Here is a 15,407-nt window from a genome sequence, read left to right on the forward strand (position 1 = left end):
ACCTCTTTTTGTTTTTTTAAGCTGGCTCCCCCACAAAACGGTAGTTTCCGTTTGGCAAGGGAATAACCTCCCTCACCTTTAATTCAGACTGACCTTTTTTGGGCCAGTCTGGAATCCTTACCGGGCGGCCATCAGGCTCAAATAACCGGATGATGTCGCCCGGTTTGATTTGTTGCGGTTCTGTGTCCAACCACCGGCCAGATTTAAACCGCTGGATTTTTCTCATCTTTTTGCACCTCCTTTTTTGATCGAATCAAAATTTCACGGGGCAACTCCAATGCTTCCTCCGCCCATGTTGGCCAGTGTTCACGGGAATACACGCCCAACACAGGCTCAAGCAAAGGAACCCCAATCTCTTTTTCTCTTTGCTTTACATTGGCAACGAAACGGGAATATGTCCCCGTTTCAATGGCCATGTAAAGCTGTTGAAAAGCAGAACGCCTTTCAACAAAGAGAAAACTTTTCCACCGCTCCCACACTTCTTGGCGAACCTTGAAGTATAACTGTTTGTCATACTTCCGCAAGTCCGCCCAATGCGGTTTGAAGTTGACATCAATCAGTTTCAATTGATGCAACGTCAACCGCTCGGCGGGATGCGGTTTGTACTTGCCCCTTTTGGAACGGTATCTTTCGATCACTTCACTTTCCGGAACATCTTCCAGAAGCGAGATGAAACGAAAGACACCACCCGCTTCGCCACAAAACCAGCATTTGAACACCTGATCTTCAGTGTTCAGGGAAAGGTAAAATTTCTTTTCCTTTCCCGGTTTTGCGTCTTCTTGGCAAAAGGGGCACTTTGCCAATACTTCCTGTCTCCCCCGTGTCCGTTCATTGATGATGAGACCGTGTTGTTCGGCCACGGGCAGAATGTCAGGAAGCACTTTCCATCACCTCTTTTGCAAAATCCTCCAGACTCTGCGGAACAGGGATCTGTTCCCAGTGGGGCTGAAGAATAATGCGTTGGTGACGTTCTGCTATTTTTCGCTCCGGTTCCCAATATTTCCAGTTGCGGTAACATTCTACCGCTTCCTGCACATGGCGGCACTGGTTACCAAAGCGTTTGGCGGGGCATAAATGGGAAACCACAAGGTTTTCACCTTGTGGTTCCACACGCACGAGGTATACCCCGCTTTTAGTTTTGGACGGGATGACACAAATCAGTGCCTTCCCGTCTTTGAACGTAGCGGTGATCATGATTGATCACCGTTTTTCACGGAATCAAGAAAGCGAAAGCCGTTTTGTTCCTGCCACGTCATCCCGAAAGGACGATCGACAGGAATAGACATGGCCTCCGCTATTTTTTCAGGTGTGCAGGCGAGGACAAAAAATTTCTCGCCTGCATCGTTACGTACGACAATTTTTACAAAAGGGCGACCCGTTGGGGTCTGCCCTTCACATAATTCTATGAGGGTGAAACTCATCATTCTTCACCCCCTTCAGCCAATTCCCTTTCGACATCAGCAATGGTTTTTCCATTGACTGATGTAAGGAATTTGAAGCCGTTGTCAGCATCTTTCCACGTCATGCTGAACGGCTCTTTTTGCGAGATCGAGAGCGAAAGCTCGATTCCCGCTTTATCCCGGCCGAACACTTCAACAGTTTCACCTGTTTCCGTGTTCACTGCCGTGATTTTGGCAAACGGGGTTCCTTGCGGTGTTTCCCCCGTTTTGTAGTCAACCAGTTTAAACTGATCCTTGTTTTGCGGTTTGTTTTGCGGTTGCTGGGACGGCTGTTGTTGCGGTTCCTGTTTTTGCTGAGTCTGCTGTTTGGACTGATCTTGTTGTATCGGCTGTACCTTTTGTTGCTTTGTCTGTGTTTTTTTCTGTGTTTGTTGCGGAGTCTGCTGTTTCTGAGATTGGGACGGTGATTGGGGCGGTTTGGATGGATCGGTCACGGATATGCTGTTGGCATCGTCATCGTCTTCGGACGAGATGCCTAACAACGCTGACAGTTGATACCGCCGACCATACGTGATGGCGGCTCCAATCGTCTGCGCCGTGACACCCCCTTTTCCTGCCGCCGGAAGTACCAGCGGCTCACTCTCCAGCCACTCCCCTGACTCATGGAACAGGGTGGTGGTCACAACCACCGTGTTCCCTTCAATTTTCGCATCTTGTACCACAGCCAAACCGTGTTTTCCCAAAATTGGTCTGACCGTGGCCAAAATCTCTCCCAGCGGTGCGTATCTGTGTCCGTTGGCAAATTCATTCACCGCCGTGTTTTTTGGGTTGGCCACTTCCGCCTGAAAGGCGGCAAGTGCTTTTCCCAGTTCAGTGATTTGTTCACTTCTTTTCATGATTGCGTCTCCCCAAAGAGGGGAGACATCCACCTCCTTTAAAAGTTTTTTTAAAAAACGTGTTCACCCTTTGCAAAGCCAATCCGGTAGAATCGGCTCTGTCGGGAAAACACGTTTTTGAAACAAAAAACGGAGTGCCATCCGTATGCATAAAAACGGACGAACACTCCTTTTATCCCTGCCTATAGACCAAGCAGGGTTAAAATGAAGACGGCTACCCAAAAGATCAGCCATCTTTTTGCCGGAGACAGATCGGACAAAATCACGACCACCCCGTTTACACTTTCCCAGAGACGGCTCCATTCCCCATTTTCAGAGGAATGGAGGTTCTCCGGGTTTTTAGAGGGAAAAGGAATCACCTTTTCCCTTGCTCTTTCCCCTGAAGGCGAAAAAGACTTGACTTTTTCACCTTTTCGGGTTATGATAACCCTATCATCAATGATGATAGGGTTGCTCGTTTTGCCCGCTGAAAAATCAGCGGGCTTTTTCCGTGCCATCACACAATCCCTCCTTAAAATTAAAAATTCCGGCTCTGCCTGACGCAAACCCGGTTCTTTTTAGCGCCCATATTCTTTTAGAAAATCTCTTGGTGTTAAGAAGGCGATCCCATCAATCATCTCCAAAGCCTCTTGATCTGTTACATACTCTTTTAGCGTGGTGAGACTTCGATCATTGGAGACGACCACTTTTGCCCCACCATCAATGGCACATTCTATGAACATGGCATCGGTGGGATCATAGCACCAAGAAAATGGTGTTTTACGAGCCACTCTCTCTGCACTTAATAGCAACTGGGCGGCTTTTCTGAAAGCTGGCAAAGGATTCCTGCCTTTTCTACCGACCACAAGGTGGATGGTTACCAATAATTCTTTGGCCATTTCATCAGTGTAAACAGGCTGAAACTTTGTTAAAACAAGTAGAATGGTTGCTATGCAAGACTCATTTCTTTCCAAGAAACCGCCAATAAAAACAGAAGTGTCAAGAACCACTTTGGTCATGGTTACTTGACACCCCTTTGTTTTTTTATAATTTCCTTCCGTACATCTTTAATGATTCGATCAATTTCATCGTCCGTCAGTTTTGGAGAGTTACCATACTCCTTAATACATTCCATTACATCCTGTTTTGATTCAATATCAGCCTCTCTCCAAACTTTATTGATGATCTCAATTTCATCGGGCGATAATTCCGTATTTGATGTCGTAACAAGCTGCTCCATTATTTTTTTCTCCTCCTTTTCCATTTTTATCCCTCCTTTCCGTTGCGTATTGTTTAACTCCATTATACGCAACAAAAAGGAGTCATACAACAAACCCTCGTCCCCCCTTTCAAAACAAAAAAAGGCCAAGCACACCCATAATTGGGCACACTTGACCTGTTTTTACGCATTTGTTCGTCCCAACAGGACAGGCCTTCCGTACAGGAACGCCCTTTTACGGAAGTGGCCAGCTTCCCCATTCACGCCATTTTTTTAGTGACGGTGACGTGAAGGTTGCCCATCATCCATCGTTACGTAGCCACACGTAACGCCCGTCATGGATGACGTGGCTTTTTTCCGCTCCTGCCTGCTCGTATTCGTTGAATACGGGGCTGGAGGGTAAACTCATGCACAACCGTTTCCAGTTGTGCTATCCGTCTCCCGTTGTTGGGAGGACGGTGGGAAAAGCTATATGTATATTTTACCCTCCGTTTGTGATTATGTCAATCTACGGCAGGCGTATTTGCGAATATATGTTCTGTTTTAGGGTTAAAAAAAGTGGACATCTGGTTTTCCCGTATGTCTTTGCTTCGCAAAGCCAACCCACCATTGATGGGACGCTTCGCTGTTGCCCGTAATGAGCTTTCCGTCCGTTCGTTATAGCACACAGGAACCAGAATGTCCCAAGCCGTTCTTAATATATATTCAAAAAGGAGGTGATACTTATATATTAGCACGTTTTCCCACAAACGCAATACATATATTGGAAAAAAACTTTCAAAATGGCTTTTGAAGGATTTTTTTGATAATTTTTTTAGAAAAAATTTAATCCTCCTGAATCAACTCAATTTCGACTTTAGTGATTCGTTCTCCCCAATCCGGTATATCCTCAAACGTAGCATAGACATTATACACGCCATCTCCCAAGCCTGACGAAAAAATGACTGCCAAACCCGGATGACCGGTATTGTAATGAAGTTGATCAAACGACTTGTTATTGAAGCCGCTCTGGTACATGCTTTCCTGAACCTCATCAACCAAATTTTGATTGATACGAACCGGATCGGTGATGATTAGCTTTCCTGAGTCAACACCCACTTTGCCAATCAGTTCTCTTCTCATGGACACAACTCCTTGTTTTTTTGATTTTCCTCCAAATTTATTATATCAAATTTTGTGATTTTTTTGTTTCGCCTGCAAACACAGAAGCGTACAGAATTGGTTTTGAATTTTCTCCACCAAGTGTATTCCCGTCCGTCTTGGCGTGACAACGTGAACCGTAAATTGTGGAGCCGTGATCCGGTTGGATTGTACACCGAATTCACCATCCAGAAAAACGCCAACCTGTTGCTTTGTGTCCGCAGGCCGCCAGCCATACGGCCAGCCGTGAAGGATGGACATGCCATCCCTCAAGGCTGGGCGCATCAGCCCAAATAACTTTCCGCTCCCGGAAAGTCGATCTCTACCTGATAGTTTTTCTTGTCGATTAACTGACTCAGTCTTGTTACACGTCTTTCCAAGTCGATTGCTTTTTTTCGCATTTCTTCCGGGTCATACAATGCACGTATGATATAAGCGGTGTTTCCATAGTCGGTCTCTACCGTCTCCTTTTTCCTTCCAGCCAATGCTTTTAACTCAGCCACTTCGCTCCGCATTTGCTTGGCAAGCTCAATGGCCTCCATGATGGTATATTCCTTACCTTCCCATTCCAGAGTATGGGTGACATTGGCTTTAGCCATGAGCAGATCCAGTTGACGAAAGTCCTGTCTGGCCTTTCGTATTTCCTCCGTGATCTCGTCCACCGTCCGTGCCGGATAATCTGCTTTTTGACCCGGTAATAATTTGACCGTGGACACTTCTTTTCGTTCCTGCACCAGTTCGGTTATCCGCCGCATGATGGCCGCTCTTAACGGCAACGCTTCGGCTAATGTGATTTTCATTCATCATTCCCCATTTCTTTTTCCATTACTCGCTTCAAAACCGGGACTGGCAGTAACTTTCATTACCACCACTTCAACAAGTCAAAATTATTTTTATGGCCATCAAACTTCGGACGGGGCGTCACCGTGCCGTCCGCCCTAATATTGCAGAAGTTTATGGAGAACCGTCCCTTGTTTTGTCCAGTCTTAATTTGGTTTGCTAGCTGGACAAGCTCTTGTGAAGGAATCACCCAGTAAGTGTCGGCATGTTCGGAATAAAAAATGAAGTAATAATTGGGCCGGGGATTAACAATTTCCATGGCTGAAAAGCGCCCTGCATTTCTGGGGTTACAATCTTTAGAACGGGCTTTTATTTGAATATCGATATAGCATAGCTTGTCTCCTTTTTCCTGCCGGATAATGCAATCAATGCCCTGATCATCTACAAGAGTCTGATAAACATCGAAGCCCCTCCTGAGCAACTCGGCAATCACAACATATTCTTGTCGCTTACCAAAAGAAGCACTACTCCGAAAACTACGTTTCTCAGGCAAGGATATTCCCCCTTTTTTCGCTACTCAAACATCTTTTAACTTAATACGAGAGGATAAGGAAACGCACTTCCTTATCCTCTTTGCCCGTGAAACACTACACATTTTACGTTTCAGTAGGATTCTCTATATCAAGTTCTGGCAACTCTTTCATGATCCGCGCAGTTTCTACACTAACTCTTGTGACTCGTTTAATTAGATTAACAATATACCGTGGATCGTTATGCTCTTCCAGCCATTTATTGGGATCGTTTGTAATCCCGCTTTTTTTATCGGTTTTTACTTGATAGCGATCCATAATCCATTCGATGGCAGATTTGCCGTTTACGATGTAATCATAAGCCTCTTGAGGGATTTCACGAAGTGTAATGTTTTCATTATACAAGATCACTGTGTTATCGTTTTGCTTATCAGGTTTCTTACCAAAGCGCATTTTCTTGACCTTGTATGTTTCTAAGGAATTTGTGTCCCCTTTAATTTCCTCTACAAGTGGCCACGGCTCTACAGTTTCGTAATTCAAATGTAATTTGGCTAAATCCCGTCCTGCTTGACTGAATGTCCAGAAGTCCTCAGAAGTTTTAACAAAAGGAATATGAGGAAGTACTTTTTTTAAGTCATTTTCATACCGTTTGCGATAATCGAGAGAATGAAAAAGCCCATAGATATAGTAAAATATATCTTCTTTTGTGACTTGATCACCATAACGTTGGCGATATTGATTTAATGCCCAGTCAGTGATGTTTTCTCTACGAATATATTGTTTCCCAGATGGTGCAGTGATAATGGTTTCTCCCCCTATTTGAGTAACAAGCTGATCATTTTCATTAGTTGGTTCATAAGTGTATAACGAAAAGCACTGTGTATCACCTATAAAATGGAGATCAGGAATGTGATTTACGATTAACGCTGAGAAAGGCTTGGTGTTACCTGGAGCTTGTACAGCAATTACACTGTTCTCAATTTCTGGTTCTGGAAAAATTTTAGGGAGAATACCTATCCTATGATTGAAAATGCAATCAAAATCAAAGTATAGCCACTCTTTTACATATGGACGATACAGTGAGTAAACAATTCTATTGGATGAAAAGACGTATTTGTTCTCCTTTTCCATTTTTTGTTTTAAACTGCTACTCCATTTCACCTTAAACGTATTACTCTGGATAAACTCATCAAGATTTTTGTTTTGTGAGTCAGTAGCCAGGTATGCTTCAACAGCTTTGTTATACTCGTTTATCATGAAACTCATATTTTTGGCAACATTGGTTTTAGAAAAGTTGTACGCCCATGCGTCACGAGCTGTATTGACACCAATACTGTATTGATGAAAAATCACTTCTTTTGCTTCAGCCTTTTTATCCTTGTTCCCAATGGCCGGAAAAGTGACAAAATCATCGCTTCGTTTATTTATCCAGTCATATGACTTATTTGGCTTTATTTGTTCCCATTTTACATGACTTATGTCCTGATATTCCTGTAGTTTAGCTAGTTTTTCCTCTCTGTTCAAATAATCGCCAATATCGTGATAGTAAATCGTAGCAGGAGCACTATGATCTTTATCCTTTACAAGAATAAGCAATGCAACACCCGCACGAGTTCCATCACCGAATACATTGCCTGCCTCTTTACGTCTGTCTTCCCCAGATAACCGGGCATTGCCACGCAAATTAAGCACGTAGACTTTGCTAAATTCTTCTGCCAGATATTTTCTTAGCCCAGCGGTCAAATTTCTATCAATAAAACCATTATTTGTTACAAAAGCAATTACCCCTTTATCTTCGATTCGATCTGTGGCAAGGCGAATAGCACGAATATAACCATCATAAAGAGCATTTTTATTTGTTACTGATGAATGGGCAGCATAGGTTTGTCGGATTTTTTTATCCAATTTATTATATTTCAGGTTTTGGTTGTTCATCCCTTCCATTTCCTGACGGGAATACCAAGGAGGATTTGAAAGGATAACATTAATTTTAGCCTGCTTCTGTTTCCTTAACGATTCTGTGTACTTTTCAGGGAATAGTTGACTGTCTGCTGTGTCATTATCTTCCATGAGTTGGAACGAATCGGTTAAAACAAGTCCCTCAAAAGGTTTATGTTCGCCTGTAACTTCATAATAAGTGCTTTCAATGTTAGCTAAGGCAATATAGTATGGCAGTAACAGTATTTCATTCCCCCATATTTCTTTGTTATATTTATCCTTTAATTTTTCAGGGGGAATAGTGTGCATTAGCCGTGACAAAAACGTTCCTGTACCTGTAAACGGTTCTAAGATAACGACATCTTCATCTGCTAAGGAACGTGAAAATTCTTCTCGTAAAATGACATCTGAACTTTTAACCAGAAAGTCAACCAATTCAACCGGTGTATATACGATCCCAAGACGATCTGCTGTTTTAGGAAATGCAATTTTAAAGAACGTATCATATAAGTTGCTAAGAAAATGCTGTCTCTCCGTTTCCTTATCCATGCCTCGTGCCCGTGTTTGCACACTCCGGTAAAATCCATCAAGGGCTCCCGTCTCTTTTTCGATAAAATCCCGGAAAACTTCCGTCACTTGATCCAGAGCTTGAGAGACAGGGTTGTGTTGCAAAAAAGCATACTTATCAAACAGTGCATCAAACACCGGCTTTGTAATAATATGCTGAACAAGCATGGACAGGGCTTCGTCTTTAGTCACCATCGGATTGATAACTTCATGAAGTGAGCGTAAAAAATTTTCAAAGGTTGTTCTGGCACGATTACCAAGTTCACTGTTATGTTGTAATACTTGCTCAATGTGCCGCTCTATCCTGCCAGCCACTTCTGCCACATCTTTGGCCCATGTTTCAAAGTAACGGCGATCCCCGACTTTTTCGACAATCCGCCCGATTAATGCTTTGCGCAATTCGTTTCTGAACAAGTTCAATTTCATTTGCTCATATTTTTGTTCAGTTTTTTGGACGTCAATGATGACTTTGTCCTCGTCATCCGCTATATATTCATCTGTTTTTTTGGTGTTGTTTGTTTTGAGCCATATGGAGCGCACTTCTGCATCCAAACGCTCATCAATAGAGCGTAAAGCACCCAGAATTTGCCATACTGTGTCAAATTCCTTGTTTTTATCTAATGCTTCTTTGGGATCTTGATCAGGAGATACCAGCACCGGAATGATAACATAACCGTATTGTTTTCCTTCCGCTTTTCTCATTACACGTCCAACAGCCTGAACAACATCAACAACCGACCTGCGGGGACGCATAAATACAACCGCATCAAGGGCTGGTACGTCAATACCTTCTGTTAACACTTTGGCATTGCTGAGGATACGAGTAACATTTGGATCAAAACCATCTTTTAACCAAGCTATCTTTTGTTTTCTCTCTGAGGCTGGCATAGAACCATCAACATGAATAACTTCAAATGAACGCCTGTTGAATTCATCTGGCATGTCATACGCATATAATTCCACAGTCTCCTTAAATTTTGAAGCAAATTGTTTGGAGTCTTTTATAGTACTGTTAAAAACAACAGCACGTTGCAAAGGTTTAACCTCACCTTGCAGAAGATGGCCATTTAAAGCACGCCAGCAACCGATCATTTTGGCCGCTTCCTGAACTTGTGGAGAATCTTCTTGGTTTAAGTATTGCAATAATTTTTCATGAACCTCTTCTTCATTAACAGTTAAAACGACAACTTTGTAGTCGGAAAGTATACCTTGATCAACTGCCTGCCCAAAACCCAAACGGTAAAACTCTTCTCCAAAGACATCCTTATCATCCATAGAATAGTAGTCATATCCACTTTCATCTAGTTTTTGCTTTACTCTTGGAACAAAGACACGGGGGGTTGCTGTCATGTAAAGACGCTTTTTACCTTTTATCAAATCATTATCATGTATCATATGATAATACGAAGCCTCATCTGAATCTTGTGCTTTGGATACTCCTGTTGTCCGATGCGCCTCATCCGCAATAATCAGATCAAATTCTGATAATCCTTCTCTGTGAGCATCAACAATAACTTGAGAAGAATGATAGGTCGAAACGACGACTGTCATTTCATTTGACTGCACACTTTTAACCTGATTAACCAGATCCTCTGCATTGGTGGTAGGAGGGTAGGATAATAATGTTGTATCTCCCAACTGATCATCGTCTGTTCGGCCTACAGTATGATCACTCGTTACCGCAAATACCCTTAACGGCGTATCTGCATCCTCAATCCATGCCCGAATGGTCTGTTCAACTAATGCTATAGAAGGAGCCATAAACAAAACCTTACCACCCGCTCCTACCATCTGTTCTGCCAGTTTCAAGGCGGTAAAAGTCTTTCCAGATCCCGGAGGCATAATTAATTTACCTCGGTCTGCACGTGTGAAGCCATCTATTACGGCATTGATAGCCTCCTTTTGATATTTACGGAGGTTTTTCTTACCAAAGGTTATTTCTTCCGGCTTTTGCCAATTAAACGACTCCCAGTTAATAGAGCTTTCCAGCATATCAGACAAAGTTAAGACTTTAACGGGCTTGTCCTGCTTGTCGATCAGTTTTTGAGCATTAGGACCAAGTGATGAAGATGTTACAATTAAACGATATGAAAATTCTTTTCTGCCCGATAAAGCCAGAAACGTAGCAATATCATCCGCTCCCAAAGTTGTCTCATGGAATTTGATTTGTATGGCCCATAGATTGCCTGTGTGTCTTTCTTCAGCGACTGCATCTATTCCGGTATCACCCAATCCCTCTCTTTGAGGCCAGTCACGCCAACGCCATATTTCTGAAAACAGGTTTTGATAAAAAGGCGATTTTCTTAAGTAAGCAAGTGCAAAACGCTCAAACAACTCTCCTTTTTTTGTAGCAGAATCAATTTTTCTCCAATCCTTCAACTTATCAATAACGTCCATTCAAATCCCCCTCAATCAAAACGCCTTTTGTCTGACTCCCCTGACTTCATGACAATCCACGCACCGTGGCTCATACAGATCATCGGCTCCCACCACAATCACGGGATCATCCACATGGGCCGGCTGACCATCAATCAACCGTTGGGTTCTGGTGGCCGGTCTGCCGCAACGGGCACACTTGGCATAAAGACGAGTGACTGAGTGGCTGATGGCAACCAAGTATGGCATCGGAGGAAACGGTTCCCCCCGAAAGTCCAGATCAAGTCCGGCACAGATAACCTTGTAACCCTGATTTGCCAGTTTTCGGCATACTGATCCAATCATAATATCAAAAAAATGTACTTCGTCTATGGCTATGTATTCTGCTTTTCCATTAACATGATCCAGTATTTCTTCTGCTCTGTCAATCAAAACGGCTTCCAACGTATCCCCGTTGTGGGAAACAATGTGACCGGTACTGTACCGGTTGTCCAGCTTCGGCTTAAACGCCAGCATGTTTTTGCCCTCTACACGCCGGATCAGTTCGGTTGTTTTGCCAGCAAACATGCAACCGTATATGGTTTCGATATGTCCCATGAAAACACCTCCTGTTTTCTTTGTCCTTAATCTGTTACTTGGTATTGCTCATATTGTTTTGCACAAAGGCTAATGAGAGGAAAAAATATTTTGGTATTGTTCGATAAAATAGTCCAATATAATTTGTTGTTGTTTTCATTATAAAATCCCAGTGCTTTTTGGCCACATCTTCATCGTGATGTGTACTAAAAAGTATCTTCTTTCCAATCCCAATAGGTTTCATCTTTTAATTCAATTTCATTTCCTTCATCGTCATACTCAATTACAGGTTTTCCAGTATCGTGACAGTAAAAAACTTTTTCTACTTTTGCTAAAATAACTCGCTCGTCACCATCAAATTCACCATCAAACATATCTTTGTACCACTGCTTTGTTTCTTCATACTCACTAACTGCTTTTTCTCTGTCATCCGTAATACATAACACGCCATCATCGTAAGACCAAACAATCCACATTTTTAATCCTCCCTTCACATCATGAGTCTATTGTTCACCTTCCAACGCTTTCTTGGCCACCTCGATTGCGTCCGTTGCGCTATGTGTGAGACGGTGCATATCACTGATCTTCTCAAGCGCCTCACGGTATCGTTTGTTTTGTTTGTGCAACCGCCGTATTTCTGCAACAAGCTCTAGTACTTCGTTAACATCATCCCTTTCAATCGGATACTTTGTACCTTCATCAGCCCACATTCCCCAAGTCTTCCAGTTTGTTTCAATCTCCTTCAACCGTACCTCATTCATCCTCTCACCTCCCATTTGTAGGTCATGTGCTCACCTCTTTTAAAAACTCGTATAGCTCCTACACCACATCTTCGGCGTTTTACTCATCAATACTTCACCTTCGGCGTATTATGCATTAAATTCTCGCCAAAAAACAATCGCTTCCTCATCATTCGGATCTTGCTTTAATGCTTTTTCTATGCAAGACAAGTGAACAGGAGTATCAAACTCAAGCGAAAAACGTAGATTCTCTATATCTTTTCTGCCGCAGTACCAACAACCGAATCCTTTGTTAACAGCCCACTCGATTAATCTATCCTCCATTATCTTTCTCCTCTCGCTTTTTGGCTCTACTGTTCACCTTTCAGTGCTTTTTTGGCCACATCTTCAGCGAACCATGCAACAAAAACTCGATTGCTTTGACGTTTCTTTTTTACTCCGAAATATTTAATTCAAAACCATTTAAGTTAAAACCACGAGAAAATACATTTACACAGTTGAAAACACCTTCAATACTATTCTCATAAGCAAGTATCGTGCTCTTTTGTTGTAGTTCCGAATCAGCAATAACTTTAAAACTACCATCGGAACATCTTTCATAATAAAAAGCAACATCTTTAACTTTTTTAATAAATCTCATTTGATTTATCTCATTTCCTACTGGCGACATATTATTTTTGGTTTTGATTATCAATAACCACCCCTAGCAATTGCTACACGCGCCAAACTGTTCCACCGCAAGACAATATCTGCCGGAATGCTTTTTATGTCGTTTCCAATTATTTTTGCAGTTTCCTTCTCAATCTCTATCAATGCCTCTCTCAATCGTTCGTTTTCTTCTCGCAACTCTTCGATGTAACTGCACTCCCAGCAACGCAACCTTCCGTGCGTTTTACAAATAACATGCATCCGGCGTCATCTCCCTTAGTACTCTTTTACAAAATTATATATTATGTCAGTATCGTCTTTCTGAATTCCCCTTTTCTTTTTCGGACTTTTCTTCAAGTCCAAAACACTTCGGTACATCTTTTTCCATATCCCGATATTTGCCCTTTTCAAACCCCGTCCAGAAACGTTCAACTGCATCAATAACAGCCATAGCCTGTATTTCATTCAGAGACCGGAGTTTTTCAACCAACTCTGATCCATCAACGTTCCAAACCTTGGACAAATGTTTGTGCCTGAGCGCATCTTCAACATAGGCCCACAACAGATGGGCCGTTTCCGCCGTCATGTTTTTGGTCTCCAATGCTTCCGTAATAAGGCAAGCTTCATTGACACCAAACTCAATCACGTTCAATGCACGCCTGTATAAGGTATACAGACGTTCCAAATCACGGTTAATCGTAGAAGAACGAGCCTCTCCCCTTTCATCAATCAAATCCAAAATTTCCTTCCGAATGCTAAGAGATATTTTTTCAACCATTTTTTTCTTCCTTTCTTTCAACTCTTCCAACATATTTGTATATTAAAGCGCTTTAGTATACCAATGATCAAGCTGTTCATTTATCCACTCCCAGTCTAAATTGAAGTGATATATTTCAGCTTCAATTTCACGTTCGTAAATTTGAATGGGGTCAATTTGATGAAATTCATCAATGCAGATTCCTTCTTCATATTCCTCCGAATTTTTCCACGTTCTGATTTCTTCATCTGTATATATTTCTTCCATAGGCCAATCTGGAGGATTGGGGCCAATTTTGTATATCGCAACCCACAATGCATCAATCCCCTTATGGTGTTCGTTTTGCTGAAGCGATTTAGACTCAAGCTCACCGGTGACAAGGTTGACTGCGGCATATCCAGCTTTTATTCCCGGTATGTATCCTTCGTGAGCGGTTCTTACGATTGTTTCAGGATTAAGACCAGTTATGATGTTTTTAATCTTTTCGTGCGGAAGAATCTCATACACCTCATTTGCGTATGGAACTTTTACTTTCATCAAAAAACCTCCTTTTATTTTTTTGTTGATTTTATCTTACCGCAATCCTACCACGGTATCAATACAATCAACCAAAAAATATGTAAAAAAACATGCGGAGCAACCCGTTCGCATTTTTTTGTGACGCTCCCCCCAATCACATGGGGAAAGCGCCTTGAACAAAACATTTATTCTTCATAATAAATTTTTCTGCCGGGCTTTTGTTTGTAACTTTTTACAAATCCGTGTATTATTTCTTGAAGCTGTGATGACGAATCACTTTCCTTTATGGGTATAGTGATTGACTTGCTTCTGTCGTCAAGATTGTAATATTTGTTTTCGCCCCGTAATCTATGTTCATCGAAAAAAAATAAGTATCTATTATGGTATTCGTCATCAAAAAAACAATCTCTTGTCGTATCAATAACGTTAAAGATGTAAGCCACGAAAGAACTTGATATTGGATCGTTTACTTCGCTGATGATGAAGTGCAATCCATCCAGATTTATTTCGTGTGTTTTTGCAAAATCAATAGCTCTTAGAAACCCTATGTTTTTCCAATTTTGTCCTTCTTCTACTTCTATTTTTTCTTCGTGAGTTTTTCCGTTTTTCCTGATAGCAACCTTGTTCGGAGTATACGATACATAATAATCACTGAAACCAACGTATGAGTGTTTTACAAACGTTTCGTTTTCTAAAGTCTCATCTAATACGATATAATCGTTTTTGAAATACCATACAAATTTTTTCACCAAAACCGCCCCTTTTTTTTCAATGCTTTGATTATATAATACCATATTCCTACCACGGTAGCAATATCAAAAATTATGTAACACAGAACAATATATTGGTGTGACGTCCTCCCCCAACCAATGCGGGAAGAACGTCACGAGTAAATTTGATTTTCTCAACTGCTTCAGACAATCTTTAAATTAAGATTTTTTACTCCTTGTTTTTTGCTCAATCATTTCTTCCACTTTATTTTTCAGTGATACAAGAGCAGTAAAATCAATATTTACTTCGATACCATTATTTTCAAGTTTTTCGATCGCTTCACAAGCCCCATCTAACTGTTTCCATATTTTTTCTAATTCTCTTTTTGTCATATTATCACCTCATTTTTGACTAATTTGACTAATTACTAATTTTATTGATTATATATTACCATATTAATACCACAGTATCAACACGGTAATAATAAGGTTTTTTGGTTATGACCCCCCCGATATGGGAAAGGTATCACAAACCAAAAAACAAAACGCCTTTTGTCAGAATTCCACGACCTTTTTTGCGCAGGGGTCCTCCCAATTCATTGGGAGGGGGAATGCGCCGCTTATGACGCATA

General features: G+C 41.7%; 22 protein-coding genes. 1 reads left to right on the forward strand and 21 read right to left on the reverse strand.

Annotated elements, in window-relative coordinates; all coding sequences use genetic code 11:
- Positions 1-16 precede the first annotated feature (16 nt).
- From IEW48_RS07310 to IEW48_RS07350, 9 genes are all read right to left on the reverse strand, one after another.
- Positions 17-226 carry a hypothetical protein gene (locus IEW48_RS07310; RefSeq protein WP_188623219.1) on the reverse strand — a complete coding sequence of 70 codons (210 nt, stop codon included), beginning with the start codon at positions 224-226 and terminating at the stop codon, positions 17-19.
- Positions 204-881, reverse strand: a complete 678-nt coding sequence (locus tag IEW48_RS07315; RefSeq protein WP_188623220.1) for a hypothetical protein — start codon at positions 879-881, stop codon at positions 204-206. Before IEW48_RS07315 ends, IEW48_RS07310 begins: the two co-directional genes overlap by 23 nt.
- Positions 871-1,194 carry a hypothetical protein gene (locus IEW48_RS07320; protein ID WP_188623221.1) on the reverse strand — a complete coding sequence of 108 codons (324 nt, stop codon included), beginning with the start codon at positions 1,192-1,194 and terminating at the stop codon, positions 871-873. The genes IEW48_RS07315 and IEW48_RS07320 overlap by 11 nt, the downstream gene beginning before the upstream one ends.
- Positions 1,191-1,424 carry a hypothetical protein gene (locus IEW48_RS07325; RefSeq protein WP_188623222.1) on the reverse strand — a complete coding sequence of 78 codons (234 nt, stop codon included), beginning with the start codon at positions 1,422-1,424 and terminating at the stop codon, positions 1,191-1,193. The genes IEW48_RS07320 and IEW48_RS07325 overlap by 4 nt, the downstream gene beginning before the upstream one ends.
- Positions 1,421-2,296, reverse strand: coding sequence for an ERF family protein (locus tag IEW48_RS07330; protein ID WP_188623223.1), 876 nt, complete (start codon positions 2,294-2,296; stop codon positions 1,421-1,423). Before IEW48_RS07330 ends, IEW48_RS07325 begins: the two co-directional genes overlap by 4 nt.
- A gap of 182 nt (positions 2,297-2,478) precedes the next feature.
- Complete coding sequence (locus IEW48_RS07335; protein WP_188623224.1) at positions 2,479-2,793, reverse strand: hypothetical protein; 315 nt, start codon at positions 2,791-2,793, stop codon at positions 2,479-2,481.
- Positions 2,794-2,853: 60 nt separating this feature from the next.
- Complete coding sequence (locus IEW48_RS07340) at positions 2,854-3,294, reverse strand: putative toxin-antitoxin system toxin component, PIN family (RefSeq protein WP_188623225.1); 441 nt, start codon at positions 3,292-3,294, stop codon at positions 2,854-2,856.
- A 2-nt stretch (positions 3,295-3,296) separates the two neighbouring features.
- Positions 3,297-3,539, reverse strand: a complete 243-nt coding sequence (locus tag IEW48_RS07345) for a hypothetical protein (protein WP_188623226.1) — start codon at positions 3,537-3,539, stop codon at positions 3,297-3,299.
- A gap of 780 nt (positions 3,540-4,319) precedes the next feature.
- On the reverse strand, positions 4,320-4,616 hold the full coding sequence (locus IEW48_RS07350; protein ID WP_188623227.1) for a hypothetical protein: 297 nt from the start codon (positions 4,614-4,616) through the stop codon (positions 4,320-4,322).
- A gap of 150 nt (positions 4,617-4,766) precedes the next feature.
- Here IEW48_RS07350 and IEW48_RS07355 point away from each other — a divergent pair, with 150 nt between their 5' ends.
- Positions 4,767-4,931, forward strand: coding sequence for a hypothetical protein (locus IEW48_RS07355; RefSeq protein ID WP_188623228.1), 165 nt, complete (start codon positions 4,767-4,769; stop codon positions 4,929-4,931).
- On the opposite strand, the gene IEW48_RS07360 is transcribed toward IEW48_RS07355, so the two are convergent.
- The 12 genes from IEW48_RS07360 to IEW48_RS07420 form a co-directional block, all read right to left on the reverse strand.
- On the reverse strand, positions 4,919-5,434 hold the full coding sequence (locus IEW48_RS07360; RefSeq protein WP_188623229.1) for a hypothetical protein: 516 nt from the start codon (positions 5,432-5,434) through the stop codon (positions 4,919-4,921). The genes IEW48_RS07355 and IEW48_RS07360 overlap by 13 nt on opposite strands.
- A gap of 62 nt (positions 5,435-5,496) precedes the next feature.
- Entirely contained in the window at positions 5,497-5,967 is a 471-nt protein-coding gene (locus IEW48_RS07365) for a hypothetical protein (protein ID WP_188623230.1), read from the reverse strand.
- A gap of 103 nt (positions 5,968-6,070) precedes the next feature.
- The gene (locus IEW48_RS07370; protein ID WP_188623231.1) at positions 6,071-10,846 is read right to left on the reverse strand and encodes a type ISP restriction/modification enzyme; all 4,776 of its coding nucleotides are present in this window, start codon (positions 10,844-10,846) and stop codon (positions 6,071-6,073) included.
- A 15-nt stretch (positions 10,847-10,861) separates the two neighbouring features.
- A complete protein-coding gene (locus IEW48_RS07375) occupies positions 10,862-11,422 on the reverse strand; it encodes a thymidine kinase (protein ID WP_188623232.1) in 561 nt (186 codons plus the stop codon).
- A gap of 185 nt (positions 11,423-11,607) precedes the next feature.
- Complete coding sequence (locus IEW48_RS07380; protein WP_188623233.1) at positions 11,608-11,877, reverse strand: hypothetical protein; 270 nt, start codon at positions 11,875-11,877, stop codon at positions 11,608-11,610.
- A 27-nt stretch (positions 11,878-11,904) separates the two neighbouring features.
- Positions 11,905-12,162 carry a hypothetical protein gene (locus IEW48_RS07385; RefSeq protein WP_188623234.1) on the reverse strand — a complete coding sequence of 86 codons (258 nt, stop codon included), beginning with the start codon at positions 12,160-12,162 and terminating at the stop codon, positions 11,905-11,907.
- A gap of 108 nt (positions 12,163-12,270) precedes the next feature.
- Positions 12,271-12,465, reverse strand: a complete 195-nt coding sequence (locus IEW48_RS07390; RefSeq protein WP_188623235.1) for a hypothetical protein — start codon at positions 12,463-12,465, stop codon at positions 12,271-12,273.
- A 109-nt stretch (positions 12,466-12,574) separates the two neighbouring features.
- Positions 12,575-12,835, reverse strand: a complete 261-nt coding sequence (locus tag IEW48_RS07395; RefSeq protein WP_188623236.1) for a hypothetical protein — start codon at positions 12,833-12,835, stop codon at positions 12,575-12,577.
- Between the two features lie 261 nt (positions 12,836-13,096).
- Entirely contained in the window at positions 13,097-13,567 is a 471-nt protein-coding gene (locus IEW48_RS07405; RefSeq protein WP_188623238.1) for a hypothetical protein, read from the reverse strand.
- A 42-nt stretch (positions 13,568-13,609) separates the two neighbouring features.
- Positions 13,610-14,083 carry a hypothetical protein gene (locus IEW48_RS07410; protein ID WP_188623239.1) on the reverse strand — a complete coding sequence of 158 codons (474 nt, stop codon included), beginning with the start codon at positions 14,081-14,083 and terminating at the stop codon, positions 13,610-13,612.
- A gap of 167 nt (positions 14,084-14,250) precedes the next feature.
- Positions 14,251-14,814, reverse strand: a complete 564-nt coding sequence (locus IEW48_RS07415) for a hypothetical protein (RefSeq protein WP_188623240.1) — start codon at positions 14,812-14,814, stop codon at positions 14,251-14,253.
- A 180-nt stretch (positions 14,815-14,994) separates the two neighbouring features.
- Entirely contained in the window at positions 14,995-15,168 is a 174-nt protein-coding gene (locus IEW48_RS07420) for a hypothetical protein (protein WP_188623241.1), read from the reverse strand.
- Positions 15,169-15,407 lie beyond the last annotated feature (239 nt).

Origin of the sequence: Caldalkalibacillus thermarum (genome assembly GCF_014644735.1) — a bacterium.
In the GTDB taxonomy this organism is placed as follows: domain Bacteria; phylum Bacillota; class Bacilli; order Caldalkalibacillales; family Caldalkalibacillaceae; genus Caldalkalibacillus; species Caldalkalibacillus thermarum.

What these genes read in the sequence shown, in the direction of transcription:
- IEW48_RS07310 (WP_188623219.1), bottom strand. Translation starts at nt 226, where the DNA reads ATGAGAAAAATCCAGCGGTTTAAATCTGGCCGGTGGTTGGACACAGAA.
- IEW48_RS07320 (WP_188623221.1), bottom strand. Translation starts at nt 1,194, where the DNA reads ATGATCACCGCTACGTTCAAAGACGGGAAGGCACTGATTTGTGTCATC.
- IEW48_RS07325 (WP_188623222.1), bottom strand. Translation starts at nt 1,424, where the DNA reads ATGATGAGTTTCACCCTCATAGAATTATGTGAAGGGCAGACCCCAACG.
- IEW48_RS07330 (WP_188623223.1), bottom strand. Translation starts at nt 2,296, where the DNA reads ATGAAAAGAAGTGAACAAATCACTGAACTGGGAAAAGCACTTGCCGCC.
- IEW48_RS07335 (WP_188623224.1), bottom strand. Translation starts at nt 2,793, where the DNA reads ATGGCACGGAAAAAGCCCGCTGATTTTTCAGCGGGCAAAACGAGCAAC.
- IEW48_RS07340 (WP_188623225.1), bottom strand. Translation starts at nt 3,294, where the DNA reads ATGACCAAAGTGGTTCTTGACACTTCTGTTTTTATTGGCGGTTTCTTG.
- IEW48_RS07345 (WP_188623226.1), bottom strand. Translation starts at nt 3,539, where the DNA reads ATGGAAAAGGAGGAGAAAAAAATAATGGAGCAGCTTGTTACGACATCA.
- IEW48_RS07350 (WP_188623227.1), bottom strand. Translation starts at nt 4,616, where the DNA reads ATGAGAAGAGAACTGATTGGCAAAGTGGGTGTTGACTCAGGAAAGCTA.
- IEW48_RS07360 (WP_188623229.1), bottom strand. Translation starts at nt 5,434, where the DNA reads ATGAAAATCACATTAGCCGAAGCGTTGCCGTTAAGAGCGGCCATCATG.
- IEW48_RS07370 (WP_188623231.1), bottom strand. Translation starts at nt 10,846, where the DNA reads ATGGACGTTATTGATAAGTTGAAGGATTGGAGAAAAATTGATTCTGCT.
- IEW48_RS07375 (WP_188623232.1), bottom strand. Translation starts at nt 11,422, where the DNA reads ATGGGACATATCGAAACCATATACGGTTGCATGTTTGCTGGCAAAACA.
- IEW48_RS07380 (WP_188623233.1), bottom strand. Translation starts at nt 11,877, where the DNA reads ATGTGGATTGTTTGGTCTTACGATGATGGCGTGTTATGTATTACGGAT.
- IEW48_RS07385 (WP_188623234.1), bottom strand. Translation starts at nt 12,162, where the DNA reads ATGAATGAGGTACGGTTGAAGGAGATTGAAACAAACTGGAAGACTTGG.
- IEW48_RS07390 (WP_188623235.1), bottom strand. Translation starts at nt 12,465, where the DNA reads ATGGAGGATAGATTAATCGAGTGGGCTGTTAACAAAGGATTCGGTTGT.
- IEW48_RS07405 (WP_188623238.1), bottom strand. Translation starts at nt 13,567, where the DNA reads ATGGTTGAAAAAATATCTCTTAGCATTCGGAAGGAAATTTTGGATTTG.
- IEW48_RS07410 (WP_188623239.1), bottom strand. Translation starts at nt 14,083, where the DNA reads ATGAAAGTAAAAGTTCCATACGCAAATGAGGTGTATGAGATTCTTCCG.
- IEW48_RS07420 (WP_188623241.1), bottom strand. Translation starts at nt 15,168, where the DNA reads ATGACAAAAAGAGAATTAGAAAAAATATGGAAACAGTTAGATGGGGCT.